This window comes from Caulifigura coniformis (assembly GCF_007745175.1).
Taxonomy (GTDB): domain Bacteria; phylum Planctomycetota; class Planctomycetia; order Planctomycetales; family Planctomycetaceae; genus Caulifigura; species Caulifigura coniformis.
Window position 1 is genome coordinate 4,960,841 of the sequence record NZ_CP036271.1, and the last position, 13,119, is coordinate 4,973,959.

Genomic DNA, 13,119 nt, shown 5'->3' on the forward strand with positions numbered 1-13,119 from the left:
CTGTGGATTGCGTGCCGGGGCCATCGTAGTTGCGCAACGCGTCTGGACGGCCGGCGCGTGAGCTTCCTTGCGGCATCGGTTTCCGTATCATCGGCCTGCTCGCCAAAGCGTTTCGGGGCCGCCGTCCAGGGCGGCGGATCGACTTGTCTCGAGGACAGAGATGACGGCGTTTCGACGAATGTGGCGGTCGGCCCTGCCGGTGATCGCCATCGTGCTGCTTTCCTCTTCGCTTTCCGCGGAGTTGCCGCCCGCTGTCCAGAAGCGGATCGAGGCCCTGATTGCCGAGGAAATGGCCCGGCGGCACATTCCCGGCCTGTCGATCTGCGTGGCGACGGACAACGAGATCCAGTTCGAGCGGGGCTTCGGCCTGGCGGACGTCGAGAACGGACTTCCTGTCACAGTGGAAACGAAGTTCCGAACCGCTTCGATCGCCAAGTCGCTGACGGCGATCGCGGCGATGAAGCTGGTCGAAGAAGGAAAACTCGATCTCGACGCCTCAATCCAAACCTACCTGCCTGCGTTTCCCACGAAAAAGTGGCCTGTCACCTCCCGTCAGTTGCTGGGACACCTGGCGGGCGTGAGGCACTACAAATCGGCGGCCGAGTCGTCGATGTCCGGCCATTTTCCGAGCGTCGAGGCGGGACTGGCCGTCTTTGCGGACGACCCTCTCATTCATGAGCCGGGAACGGCGTACGTCTATTCGTCGTTCGGATTCAACCTGCTCGGAGCGGTGATGGAGAAGGCTTCCGGCGAGCGGTTCGATCAGCTGGTGACACGGTCAGTGTTCACGCCGGCCGGGATGAAAGACACGTGCGTCGACTCGGTCTTCGCGATCATTCCGCATCGCACTCGCGGCTACCTGTGGGCCAACCCCGGGAGAGTCGATTCGTTCGTGGAGTTCGCCGGGTTGGCGACGGGCCAGCTCTACAACGCCCGGCTGCACGATACGAGCAGCAAGATTCCGGGGGGCGGGTTCCTTTCCACCAGCAGCGACCTCGTGCGTGTCGCGCTCGCCCTGAACGGGGACCGGCTCCTGAAGCCGGAGAGTATCAAGGAGATGTGGACGGAAAGCAGAACGACTGCCGGAAAGGCGACGCAGTATGGACTGGGCTGGCGCGTAGAGCAGCTGGATGGCGAGCCGCTGGTCGGACACAGCGGCGGCCAGGCGGGGACGTCGACGCACCTGCTGTCGACGCCGTCGCGTAAATCGGCCGTGGCTGTCATGTGCAACCTGCAGGGCGTCTCTCTCAAGAATCTCACCACCTCGATCCTCTCTGCCGTGAATTCCGCATCCGCCCCGCCTGCCGAGAAACGCGTGACCGTGCTTCCCTCCAACACGCCTCCTGCCGAGGGTTATCAGGAGATCGCGGCTCGACTGAGCGAGTTCATCCGATCCGAGATCCAGGTGAAGAACATTCCGGCGTTCTCGATTTCGCTCGTGGATGGGGACCGCGTCGTGTGGGCGCAGGGATTCGGAACGGCTCGCGCCGACGGGAATGTTCCAGCGACGGCCGATTCGCTCTATCGCGTCGGTTCCGTCTCCAAGCTGTTCACCGACATGGCGGTGATGCAGCTGGTCGAGCAGGGAAAGATCGACCTCGATGCGGACGTGAAAGCCGTCCTGCCGACGTTCGCCGTCACGAATCCGTTTGATGGCCGGATCACGTTGCGCCGCGTGATGTCGCATCGGGCCGGGCTCGTGCGCGAACCTCCGGTTGGGAACTACTTCGATCCGGAGGAGCCAACCCAGCTGGCCACGACGGAAAGCCTCAATCGGACGTCGCTCGTCTACGCCCCGGGAACGCGAACGAAGTACAGCAATGCGGGGATCGGGCTGGCGGGGGCCGTTGTCGAAACGGTGGGGGGCCGAGCGTTCGAAGAACAGATCCAGTCCGCCTTGCTCAAACCACTGGGGATGCAGTCGAGTTCGTTCCTGCGGTCACGCATCGATCCCGCGCGGATCGCCGAGGCGTTCATGTGGTCTCACGACGGCCAGCGGTTCCCCGCGCCGACCTGGGATCTCGGCACACTGGGGGCCGGCAATCTCTATTCGAGCGTCAACGATCTGAGCCGGTTCCTGATCGCCGTCCTGGGTGGAGGGGAGATCGAGGGGACGCGCGTGCTGTCGTCGGACCTTCTCCAGCAGATGCTCACTCCGCAGGACGGCGGCAGCGACTACGGGATCGGCTTTGGTGTCGGGAAGCTTGATGGTCATGACACGTTCGGGCATGGCGGAGCGGTGTACGGTTATGCGACCCAGGTGAAGGGGATTGCCTCCGAGAAAGTCGCCGTGGCGGCAGTCGCCTCGCTCGATTGTGCGAACGGCTTCAGCGGTCGCGTTGCCGACTACGCCCTGCGTCTTCTGCTCGCCAGGAAGCAGGGGAAAGAGCTTCCGAAGATTGAAACGACGATTCCGGTTCCGCCGGCAATGGCCGCCGCCTTTGCAGGACGGTACGAAAAGACCGGTGAGTTCGCGGAACTCCAGTCGCGGGAAGGAAAGCTCTTTCTGCGGGAAGGCTACCGCCTTGTCGAGCTGAAACTGTTGGGCGAGTCGCTTGTGGTGGATGACGTTTCGGGATTCGGTCAGAAGGTCGTGGTCGATGTCGCGGAAAAGAGCCTGAAAGTTGGCGACAAGATCTACGCACGGGCGGATTCATCGCTGCCGCCTGCGGCTCCGCCGAAGCACTGGCAGGGCCTGATCGGCGAGTACGGCTGGGACCACAACACGCTGTACATCTATGAAGACCGCGGCCAGTTGTACGCCCTGATCGAGTGGTTTTACTTCTATCCGCTGACCGAGATTTCCGAGAACGAGTTCGCGTTCCCCAGCGAAGCCGGGCTGTACCACGGTGAGAAGCTGATCTTCACGCGAGATGCGGAGGGCCGGGGGACGAAATGCGTCGCGGCGGAAGTCGAGTTCCTCCGGCGTCCGCTGACCGGGCCCGGGGAGACGTACAAGGTCGTGCCGCTCCAGATGGTTGACGCCATTCGTCCGGCCGCCATGAAGGCGAAGCCTCCGAACGAGGCGGGCGATTTTCGAACGTCGGAACTCACGGAACTCGTGAAGCTCGATCCGACGATCCAGCTGGATATCCGCTATGCCTCGCGGAACAATTTCCTCGATTCGCCGTTCTACCAGCAGCCTCGCGCCTTTCTGCAGAAGCCGGCGGCCGAAGCGCTCGTCCGGGCCCATGAGGCCGCGAAGAAGCACGGCGTCGGCCTGTTGATCCACGACGCCTACCGGCCGTGGTTCGTGACGTACATGTTCCGCGAAGCGACTCCGTTCCACCTCAGGCGTTTCGTGGCCGACCCGGCCAAGGGGTCGCGGCACAACCGCGGCTGCGCGGTCGATCTGTCCCTGTACGACCTGAAGACGGGGGAGCCGATCGACATGGTTGCCGGCTACGACGAGTTTTCGACGCGTTCGTATCCCAATTACCCGGGAGGGACGTCACGGCAGCGTTGGTATCGCTCTCTCCTCCGCGACTTGATGGAAGAGCAGGGATTCAACGTCTACGAGTTCGAGTGGTGGCACTTCGACTACAAGGACTGGAAGCAGTACCCGATCGGCAACCAGCCGTTTGAAGCCCTGGGGATGTAGTTGCGCCGTTCGTCGTTCGTGGACGGCGGACTCTGGCGGGTGCGGGCTGCTTTCGCGCGGGGAAATTCAATCCTGCGGCGTCGCGGCGGCCGGGGCAGGGCGGTCGACGCGTCCTGGCAGGTCAACTTCGAAGGTGCAGCCAGGTTTGCCGTCGTTGCGATCCTCGACGTGGACCTTCCCGCGGAGTTTGCGGACGAGCGTGCTGACGATGTAGAGCCCGAGGCCGGTTCCTTTCCGCCGTCGCTGCAGCTCGCTTCCGCCGCGGTAGAAGATGCCGAAGATTTTGCGTCGGTCTTCATAGGGAACGCCCGCACCATCGTTGGTAATGCGGACCCGGACCCTGTTCTGCCCGATCGGGTCTCCTTCGATGAGCACCCGGGGCGGCTCGCCGCCGTACTTGACGGCGTTGTCGAGCAGGTTGGTGAACACGAGCTCCAGCACGATCTGCCTTGCTGTCAGGGTGAGTTGCGGCAGCTGGAAGTCGAAGACGTCCGAGAGCTTCTGGCGGTGGTGCGTGCAGGCGGTTTCCGCACAGCGCCGGAGGAGCGGTTCGAGCTCGATCAATTCAGGTTCCTGCTGGTCGCCGATGGCATCGAGGCGGCCGACTTCAAGCAGCTGGTTGATGAGCTGGTCGAGCCGGTTGAGTTCCTGTTCCATCACAGCGTGGAATTCCTGCCGTTTCCGTTCGTCGAGGCTGCGGAGGCGGATCGTTTCGAGATAGAGCTTGAGGGAAGCGATCGGCGACTTGAGCTCGTGGGTGACGCTGTCGACGAAATTGGCCTGCCGGTTGTTGAGCCGGATTTCTTTAATCGTCAGCACGAGCCAGAACGAGAGTCCCCCGAGAATGAGGGTGAAGGCGACCACGCCGGCGGCCAGGGCCGTCCATTTCGCTCCCTGCGCGAGGAGGACAATCCAGAAGACCATCAACGTGACGTTGAGGATCATGAGGGTGACGCTGAGGGTCAGCGGCAGCCGCAGGGTGCTCCGTTTTCGGAAGTAGAAGGCCATCCGGGATTTCGAACGACGAGGGGCGGTTTGCGGGGGGACGTGAGGCCCGCGGTGAGGGATTATGGCGGATTCGCCGCGGCTGAGGGATGGTGGATCGTTGGCGCGCGAAGCAACCTGGCCCGATCGTGTTGCGAAGTGCGGCAGTCGGGCTTGAGCAGGGGGCGGCTGACAGCGAGAACGTCGCGGAATTGGGAGGAACTGGCAGAAATCACGTGCCAATCCGCTTTGGGGACGGTGCGACCCGGGGGGAGCGCGGGATTACCAGATTGTGTCCCGCTCGCACGGACGGAACAACCTGAACAACCGCCCCGTCGAGGGCGGTTGGGGGTGCAAGCAGGGCTGATCGAGTCGATTTCTGCCGGAAGGGTTGTCGAATCATTGGGGCAGGTGGACCCATCTTGTCACGGCGCCGCCTGAATCAACGACGTGCAGGCGATCGGCGCCTCTGTTCCAACCCGGGAAAGTCAGGAGATTTCAAGATGAAGTGGACGACTTTGACTGCTGCCCTGATCCTGTTCGCTGGCGTCAATAGCGCGAGCGCAGGACTCTTCGGGCACCATGGCCTGTGCCATAAGAAGAACACGTGTTGCCCCGAACCGACGTGCTGCGCTCCGGTCGCTGACCCGGGCTGCGCCGCTCCGTGCGATCCGGGCTGTGCGGCTCCCTGTGCTCCGGCCTGTGCCGCTCCGTGCGACCCGGGTTGCGGTGCTCCGGCCTGTGCTCCGGCCTGCTGTGCTCCTTCGGCCAACGCTTGCTGTGCTCCGGCTTGCGGCTCGAAGAAGTGCTGCGGCGGCCTGATGGGCTGGTTCAAGAAGCACCGCCGCGGCGGCTGCTGCGCCAAGAACGACTGCTGTGCTCCGGCTCCCAGCTGCTGCGCTCCGGTTGACCCGGGCTGCGCTGCTCCGGCCTGTGCCGCTCCTTGCGACCCGGGCTGTGCCGCTCCCTGCGGTGCTTGCCGCTAATCTGACGGGTGACGCTGAGGCCTAATCCGTCTCTCGCGAAACCATCGAATCTCGCACGCCGGAAGGACATCCCCTGTCCTTCCGGCGTGTGTTCGTTTGCAGGGGGGCCAGTCGCCGGGGGGATTTCGCATTCCTTGCAGCGAATCATCGGGGGCACGGCGGGAATGGGGCACGACAGATCCGGTTGGCACTGGATCGCGTTTACGAAGGGACGCTCGCGATTGCGGCGCCTGCGAGTTCACGAGGGTGGGGATTGGCGGCCAGGGCGGGCAGCGAAGTGAGCACCACGCAAATCGTGCGGGTCGCCGGATCGGCCCAGGAGAGTTGTCCCGTCGACCCGGTGTGTCCGAAGACCTGCGGAGAGCACCCTCTGCTTCCTGCCGCGGGGCCGACGTTGAAGCCGAGTCCGCGCGGCTGAATGCCTGCAGGGTTCTGGTTCGTGGTCATCAACCTGGCCGTCGATGCATTGACGACCTTGCCCTGTCCGAAAAGGAACTCAGCGAGGAAGCGACCAACATCCGGTGCCGAGGCGTGCGTTCCGCCCCAGGGGGCGCCGAGCTGGCGCCAATAGGGGCTGTTCCAGTTCCATTCGATCGAGGACGGATCCCCGCCGCCTGATTCGGGCGCGGCGCCGTCCATCTGCGCGGGAATGAAATCGTCGAGTCGGAATTTGCCGAGCCCCTGTGCACTGCGGGACATGCCCAGCGGGGTGAGGACGGAGCGCTCGACGAGGTCTCGAATGCCGACCTTGCTGATGACTTCGGCGATGCGGGCGGCGAGCAGGATGCCCATGCTCGAGTACTGATAACGGGTTCCGGGAGGGAAGCTCAGGGGAGTACGGACCGCGTGGGCGACAAACTCCGGCAGGTCGGCGTGGCTTTTGCGCAAGGTCGAGTTGTCGGCCAGTTGATCGGGGAGGCCCGAGGTGTGCGTGAGCAGATGCCCAACCGTGACTCCCTCACGCGCGTCCCCTGAAAACTTCGGAAGGAATTTCCTGACGGGATCGTCGAGCCGGAACCCGCCCTGGTCGTACAGGGCCATCAGCGCGGTCATGCAGATGGGCTTGGAGATCGATCCCAGGAGATACATCGCATCGACATTGCGCGCCGTTCCGAAGGACTGGCTCCGCGCGTCCTGTCCGCGAGAGACGTACAGGGACGCCGCCGCCAACTGCCCGCTCGCGGTTGCCCGCTGAAGGATTGCCGCGGCTTCATCGAAGCCCTTCGAGCCGTCTGCCGCGCGAAGTGTGGAAGACAGGCCCATGGCCAGGCCACACCCGAGAAACGTTCGTCGAAGCATGTCCCTTCATCCTCTCATTCGGAATGTCGGCGGGATGGGCGATCGGCCGGCGACTCTGAACGTGCTGGCTGATGATCCAGGATCGCCCGCGAGCGCCAGCTGCTGATGACCTGTGGTCATCGAGCGCTCACCCTGCAATTCCGGATCTTCAGGCCCGAGGGACCTCATCGTATCGATTCAGGTCATGGGGGCGGACTGCGGCGAGTCCGCGACGGCCAATTCGCTGGCACAGGTCCGACCGCCGTGGGGCGGCCGTTCATTGAGGGGCACCGGGACCGGGGGCGTCTTTTCGAGAATTCACGCAACTTTCCGGTTCGGAACCGGATGCTAGTAGAGAACTCGGCGACGATCGGTCTGTGATCGTCCGCAACGAAACAACTCTCATTCCAGGGATGCCAATCATGGCTGCCGACATTCTGCTGAAGATCGAAGGTGTGGAAGGCGATTCGAAGACCGATGGACACGAAGGGGAAATCGACATCCTGAGCGCCTCGCTCGGAGCCACGAACCCCTCCTCCCGGGCCTATGGCGGCGGCGCCGGCACGGCCAAGGTGAATGTGCACGACCTGGTGATCACGAAGCGGGCCGACAAGGCCTCGCCGACGTTCTTCCTGAAGACGTGCGAAGGAACGCACTACGACTCGGCCACGCTGGTGTTCCGCAAGGCGGGCGGCGACGGAGGCCCGGTGGAGTACATGAAGTACGAGATGACACATGTGTTCGTGTCGAGCTGGCAGCAGTCAGGCGGGGGCGACCAGTTCGCGATGGAGAACGTGTCGTTGTCGTTCGAGAAGCTGAAGGTGACGTTCACCGGCCAGGACGACGCCGGCGCTGCGACCGAACCGGTCGAAACCGAATGGGACATCGCGGCCAACAAGAAGCCGTAATCGAAATGTCGTTGCGGCCACGGCCGACGAGTCGCATCCCTCGTCGGTCGTGGCTGTTTTCTCGTCTTGGTCAGGCAGGCGTGATTCACCTCCTTGAATCAGGCCGACTTACGGTTGCGGAGATGCGGCCTCTGAGCAGCGGGTTTCTCGATTTCGCGCAGCGCCTCTTTCGCTTTCGAGGCGACGCTTTTGTTGGAATCCTCCGCCAGCGTCTTCAGAAGGTCCTGGCTGGCCTGCGATCCAATATCGCGAAGCACTTCGCAGACGCAGATCCGGACCTCGTGATTTTCATGACCGGCATACTTTTGGGCAACAGGCTCCGCCTTCGGCCCCACCTCGCGCAGCAGGCTGACGGTCTTCCCCGGTGAAATCGGGAACAGTGCTGCCAGCCGTTCGATTGTCGCTTCTTCCAGGCCTGGGACCCGGCTGACTCCTTCGTAGAGCATTTCCTTGAATCCCCGGTCCTGCTGGTGATCGGCGGCATCGAGGACCTGAAGGGACTGCTGCGGACCGAACCATCCTTTTTTGAGAGCCTCGGCGGCGGAGCCCCGAACCGGTTCGAAATCGAGCAGCTTGATCAACTCCGGGAACACGTGTGACTTCCAGGGGGGAGGAGGGTTGATCCCGCTCATCTGATTCAGCGTGTTGCGGACGCGGACCACGTCTCCGCTCTGCAGCTCGATCACGATCGGTTGCCAGTCGGCCGACGATTCAAGAGAAACGACCGTCGTCGTCCGCGGCGCTTCCCCATTCAGCAGTCGGGCTGCATCAGGAATGCCATTGATGCGCTGTCGCTGGGCGTCAAACTCGCGACGAAGCTGCTGGATCGTGGGCGTGTCGGCGTCCTTGCCGCCTCGAGCGCCGCGGGCCTGATTGTGCTTCCCGAGCAGGACGCCGATTCGCGCCGACGCAACCTGATACTGCGTGCCCCACTTCTTTGCTGTTTCGACGTCGGTCACCTGCCGCTGAATCTCGATCGATTTCTGGAGCCGTTCAATGATCGCCGCTTCGAGACCGGCCGCATCGTCCGGGTAGGACGTCATATCGGCGAAGGGCGCCAGCTCGGGGTGCATGTTCTCCCACGCTCCCGGGATGAAGGCGACTCTCGAGTAGTGTTCGTTCCAGGCCTTCTCCAGTTCGGCTTGCCGGGTTCCGAACTGCTGCTCGATTTCCTTCCGCTGAGCCTCCGTCAGCAGGGAGTTCCGATACTGGTCCGCCAGGACGTTGTGACGACGATCCGCCTCGGGGAACCGATCCGAGACGACTTTGGCTGAAGGAATGTCCTGAACTGTGGAGATCAGGGCGACCTTCGTGTTCAGCGCCTCGAGCAAATCGCGGTAAACGTCGGTGGGGTCGCTGGCGGTCATCGGGGCCGGAACGGGAGACCCCGAGGCCGATGTTGCAGGAGTTGCGCTGGTCGGGCCTGCCGGCTCAGTGGATTTTCCGCAGCCGGAGACGACCAGCGCCGCGAGTGGCAGGAGTCGCAGAATTCCGCTTCGAGACCCATTTCTCTTCATTGCAGAATCCCCCATGGAGCGAATGAGTGGATGCCTTGCAGTCGACGCTCGTCCGCTGCGAGAGCTAAGGCTGCGACCGTCTGTGAAAGGCCAGAAGGGTCATCGACGCCAGCCACAGGTAGCCCCCCGCGTGAAGTTCAAACATTCTGACGCTCCCCACCAACAACACAATCGACGCGAGGCCGAAGCACAAGGCGGCCCTGCCCAGGCGGCGAGCCAGTCGCGGCGCTCCGAAAGGCCATGCGGCGATGGCTGCCAGGGCCATCACATTGGCGAAGAAGCCGGCCGCGCAGGCGCCCATCACGGACCTGTCGATGTCGGGATCGTGTGGCCCGCGTATGGCCGGGGCTCCGCTCCTGATCCAGTCGCAGAATGCCAGGGTGCCGAGGCACGAATAGACGGGAGCGGCCCATCCGGCAGTCGGCCCGGTCCAGTCTTCGTAGGCGGTGAAAACGAGACAGGACAGGCTTGTCAGGATGACGCATGCATAGACGCCCGGTGACTCGATCGCGAGACCCGATCTGGGCTTTTCAGGGACGTCCTGCTCCATTCCTGCTCCGGGGGGCAGCGCTGTGTCGAAGGGGATGCGCCATCGTCCGCGGCGCTGCCGTGGATGACAACGGCCAGCCTCATTTCCCTTCCGCGGCCCATTGCTTCATGAGCTCGATGTTCGATCGCAGAATCTGCTGCTGCCTGGCGTTCTTGCCGCCCTCCGGTCCGACATAGACCTTCATGTCGCTGTCATACTGCGCGACGGATTCGGGCCTCTGTCCGAGATCGTTGGTCTCGATGATCCACCGGTCGAGTTTCGCCCGCAGTTCCGTGAGCCTGGTCGCGCTGGCCGGGTCACCGGCGAGGTTTCTGGTTTCAAAGGGATCATTCCGGAGGTCGTACAGCTCTTCCGCCGGACGGTTCGGAGCGAACAGCAGTTTTTCGGGGAGTCCGGTGAGTTGGCCGGCCTGATGCAGAGACCGCAATTGCTGGACGATTTCTTTGCCGTCCTTATACCGATTGGGCTGGAGGTGCGGCCGGTGCGGGAAGCCGTTGCGGATGTACTTGAAGTCACTGGTTCGCACGCTGCGGAGTCGTTCCACCGTTTCATCACATCGGTCGCGTGCTGCGAACACGGCGTCGCGCGGGGCGTAGTCGGTGGCAAGGAGGTCACGCGCCTGCATGGTTTTCGGCCGTTCGATTCCCGCGAGGGCCAGCGAGGTGGCGGCCACGTCGATCTGCTCGACGAGATCGGTGCGTTCCAGGCCTGCTTTGACTCCCGGTCCCCGGATCACCAGCGGGATGTGGATGCCTTCGTCGTAGAGGAACTGTTTACCGCGCGCGTGGCTGATTCCGTGGTCCGTCAGAAAGATGAGGACAGTGGAGTCGTAGAGGCCTTCCTCTTTCAGTCGCTCGACGACCTGGCCGACCTGCAGGTCCGTGAACCGGCAGGTGTCGAGATACTGGGCCCAGTCATCGAGCAGGACGGAATCGCGCGGATAGTAGGGCGGCAGTTCGACGCTCTCGGGAGAGGTCAGGCTTCCCAGCGCCTTGAGGGCCTGGTCTTTCCAGGCGGGCCTGCGAAGCTTGCCGCCAGGCAGCTGGATCTGCATGAAGAATGGCTGGTCCTTTCCGCGTCCGCTCCAGTCGTTGCCATCGTAGATCGCGGAATCCCACTCGAAGTTGTAGTCGGTTTTGCCGAGTGCGGATCTTTTGGCGGGCCAGCCGCCGATGGCGGTGTAGTAGCCGGCTTTCTTGAACAGTGCAGGGACGAGTTCGACACCGGCCGGCAGCACGATTTTCTCCGTGCCGCGTCCGCTTCGATGGTGATGCGCGCCGATCGACGTCTGGTACATCCCCGTGATCAAGGCGGACCGGCAGGGAGAACAGACAGGAGCCGTGGTGTAGGCGTGCGTGAACTTTGTCCCTTCCCGGGCCAGTTGATCGACATGCGGTGTCCGGATGTGCGTCTCGCCGTAGGTGGAGAAGTTCGCCGACATGTCGTCGACGAGGATCCACAGGATGTTCGGCCGCGCCGCCGCGGCGGTCGCCGGGAAGGAGACCGAAAGCAGAAGCAGGGCGAGGAACAATCGCAGAAGCGATCGGGACATGGCTGGTTCCTTTGAATGTTTTTGCCCGGGGACTGGCCCAGCGATCAACGGTGCAGGCGTCGGACTCCGTTCGAGCGGTGGACAGCTTCACCGACGTCCATTTCGTTCTGGCGGCATCCCATCGGGATGACGACCAGACCCAAACATTCCGGAAAACCCACGCCGGCGGCAAGCCATTGGATCATCTGGACAACTCCTTCGAGGAGAAACAGATGACGTGACCGGGGGCGCTCGTTTGTGCGACGAGATGCGGCATCAACGCTTGTGGCGGCTTCTCAAAATAGATCGCATGCGAATGAAATCGCATGACTTTCACCTCGTGGTGAGTGTTGCCGAATCGTCGACCTCTGTACGCTGGCTCTTTGAGCGGGGGACGTACATACGCTTTTGTTGCGGTGAGTCTCGTTCGCAGTATTCGAGGAAGCGATCAGATGGCTGAAGGCAGAATCAAGAAGCTGACCGACAAGGGCTTTGGTTTCATCGACACGGGCCGTGGCGCCGACATGTTCTTCCACATGTCGAATCTGGAAGGCGTGCGGTTTGACGACCTCCGTGAGGGGCAGCAGGTGTCGTACAATCCCGGCCGCGGCCCGAAGGGCGAGCGCGCCGAGAACGTGCGCCCGATCTAGTCGCCGCTGAATTCAGCGAGATGAACGCCGGTCACGAGAGTGATCGGCGTTTTGCATTGAGAGCCCTTGATCAGCGACGCATCGACTCCTGGTGACGCGAGATGGGATGTTCGTTGTCAGGCGGGGGGAGAGTCACAGGATTCCCGCTGTCAGACCGCCGGGACCGGGACGATCTCGTCCGATGCACTTGATCAGCGCGAGGGCCGCTTTCAGGAATCGGTTCCATCCTTTCATCGGATTCCGCGTGGCCCAGTGCCACGCATCCATGTAGTCATCGAGCAGGTCGAGACATTTCGGCTGCGGTGGGAAGCGCCCCACAATCTCCATGACACGGTGGTGAATTGCCACAACCGCGGCTTTGGTCCCGGCCACGGCGAGGATCGTCGTGCCCAGGTATCGCTGAAGTTCGATCCAGCTCTCGGCGGCAGCCGCGGTCGTGGCAATGGCGGCGGCTTCCATGGCCCGCTGCACCATCGTGTCGAGCAGCTTCGTCATTACCTCGGGGCTGACGGGCGAGGGGACGGGCGGGGATACCGGCCTGGTGAGCGTCTGCAGAAGGTCACGCAGTCCGATGCTTTCAGTGTCGAGTCGTCTGGACGCCTTCATCGCGCGCGTCATTTCCGCGAGTCCGACGGACGAAGCGAAGGACAGGATGAGCAGCCCTCCGATGATGACGTATGGATTGAGGCTGGCCCCGCCGGCAGAGACGGTCGCAACTCCCACGGCCGCCACTGTGCCGTCGTTTTCCGGGCGGGCGGCCCCCATCGCCGCTTCGTATTCCGCAAGCGCGGCTTCGAGGCGGTTCAGCCGGGACTCGAAGTCTGTGCGACGAGCCCCGAGCTGCTGCACGAACTTGGGGTCCTTCAGGCTCTCCCTCGCTGTCGCGATGGCCGTCCGCACAGCGACGGCTTTCCTGTCGACATCCTTTGAAGAGAATGAGACGGCCATACGGCGCCTCCGCGGGACAAGGTGAGGCCCACGTCTGCAATGGTGCCCGGCGACGGTCGCCAATGTCCAGCTCGCGCTCCCTGGTGAGTCGCCACGGCAGTGTCGGCGACATCCGATGCGCTGGTGCTCTCCTCATCCAGGGCTGGCAGGTCCCTCGCTCCGCGAG

At 63.2% G+C, this 13,119-nt stretch carries 9 protein-coding genes; 3 read left to right on the forward strand and 6 right to left on the reverse strand.

The window, feature by feature from the left end; all coding sequences use genetic code 11:
• The first annotated feature begins 160 nt into the window (after positions 1 to 160).
• A complete protein-coding gene (locus Pan44_RS19920; protein ID WP_145032790.1) occupies positions 161 to 3,601 on the forward strand; it encodes a serine hydrolase in 3,441 nt (1,146 codons plus the stop codon).
• Between the two features lie 66 nt (positions 3,602 to 3,667).
• Here Pan44_RS19920 and Pan44_RS19925 read toward each other — a convergent pair whose 3' ends face one another.
• Both Pan44_RS19925 and Pan44_RS19930 read right to left on the reverse strand, forming a co-directional pair.
• The gene (locus Pan44_RS19925) at positions 3,668 to 4,609 is read right to left on the reverse strand and encodes a sensor histidine kinase (RefSeq protein ID WP_145032794.1); all 942 of its coding nucleotides are present in this window, start codon (positions 4,607 to 4,609) and stop codon (positions 3,668 to 3,670) included.
• A gap of 1,163 nt (positions 4,610 to 5,772) precedes the next feature.
• A complete protein-coding gene (locus Pan44_RS19930; protein WP_145032797.1) occupies positions 5,773 to 6,870 on the reverse strand; it encodes a serine hydrolase domain-containing protein in 1,098 nt (365 codons plus the stop codon).
• A 401-nt stretch (positions 6,871 to 7,271) separates the two neighbouring features.
• On the opposite strand from Pan44_RS19930, the gene Pan44_RS19935 reads away from it, so the two are divergent.
• The gene (locus Pan44_RS19935; RefSeq protein ID WP_145032800.1) at positions 7,272 to 7,757 is read left to right on the forward strand and encodes an Hcp family type VI secretion system effector; all 486 of its coding nucleotides are present in this window, start codon (positions 7,272 to 7,274) and stop codon (positions 7,755 to 7,757) included.
• A 98-nt stretch (positions 7,758 to 7,855) separates the two neighbouring features.
• Here the strand turns inward: Pan44_RS19935 and Pan44_RS19940 are convergent, their stop codons facing one another.
• From Pan44_RS19940 to Pan44_RS19950, 3 genes are all read right to left on the reverse strand, one after another.
• On the reverse strand, positions 7,856 to 9,274 hold the full coding sequence (locus tag Pan44_RS19940) for a HEAT repeat domain-containing protein (RefSeq protein ID WP_231754113.1): 1,419 nt from the start codon (positions 9,272 to 9,274) through the stop codon (positions 7,856 to 7,858).
• 64 nt (positions 9,275 to 9,338) lie between these two features.
• Complete coding sequence (locus tag Pan44_RS19945) at positions 9,339 to 9,824, reverse strand: hypothetical protein (protein WP_145032806.1); 486 nt, start codon at positions 9,822 to 9,824, stop codon at positions 9,339 to 9,341.
• Between the two features lie 79 nt (positions 9,825 to 9,903).
• Entirely contained in the window at positions 9,904 to 11,376 is a 1,473-nt protein-coding gene (locus Pan44_RS19950) for a sulfatase family protein (protein WP_145032809.1), read from the reverse strand.
• A 431-nt stretch (positions 11,377 to 11,807) separates the two neighbouring features.
• Here Pan44_RS19950 and Pan44_RS19955 point away from each other — a divergent pair, with 431 nt between their 5' ends.
• Complete coding sequence (locus Pan44_RS19955; RefSeq protein WP_145032812.1) at positions 11,808 to 12,005, forward strand: cold-shock protein; 198 nt, start codon at positions 11,808 to 11,810, stop codon at positions 12,003 to 12,005.
• A gap of 132 nt (positions 12,006 to 12,137) precedes the next feature.
• Here Pan44_RS19955 and Pan44_RS19960 read toward each other — a convergent pair whose 3' ends face one another.
• A complete protein-coding gene (locus tag Pan44_RS19960) occupies positions 12,138 to 12,953 on the reverse strand; it encodes a hypothetical protein (RefSeq protein ID WP_145032815.1) in 816 nt (271 codons plus the stop codon).
• Positions 12,954 to 13,119: the final 166 nt, after the last annotated feature.

Coding starts and splice junctions, on each gene's coding strand:
- Pan44_RS19940 (WP_231754113.1), bottom strand. CDS start 9,274: ATGAAGAGAAATGGGTCTCGAAGCGGAATTCTGCGACTCCTGCCACTC.
- Pan44_RS19935 (WP_145032800.1), top strand. CDS start 7,272: ATGGCTGCCGACATTCTGCTGAAGATCGAAGGTGTGGAAGGCGATTCG.
- Pan44_RS19920 (WP_145032790.1), top strand. CDS start 161: ATGACGGCGTTTCGACGAATGTGGCGGTCGGCCCTGCCGGTGATCGCC.
- Pan44_RS19950 (WP_145032809.1), bottom strand. CDS start 11,376: ATGTCCCGATCGCTTCTGCGATTGTTCCTCGCCCTGCTTCTGCTTTCG.
- Pan44_RS19960 (WP_145032815.1), bottom strand. CDS start 12,953: ATGGCCGTCTCATTCTCTTCAAAGGATGTCGACAGGAAAGCCGTCGCT.
- Pan44_RS19930 (WP_145032797.1), bottom strand. CDS start 6,870: ATGCTTCGACGAACGTTTCTCGGGTGTGGCCTGGCCATGGGCCTGTCT.
- Pan44_RS19955 (WP_145032812.1), top strand. CDS start 11,808: ATGGCTGAAGGCAGAATCAAGAAGCTGACCGACAAGGGCTTTGGTTTC.
- Pan44_RS19925 (WP_145032794.1), bottom strand. CDS start 4,609: ATGGCCTTCTACTTCCGAAAACGGAGCACCCTGCGGCTGCCGCTGACC.
- Pan44_RS19945 (WP_145032806.1), bottom strand. CDS start 9,824: ATGGAGCAGGACGTCCCTGAAAAGCCCAGATCGGGTCTCGCGATCGAG.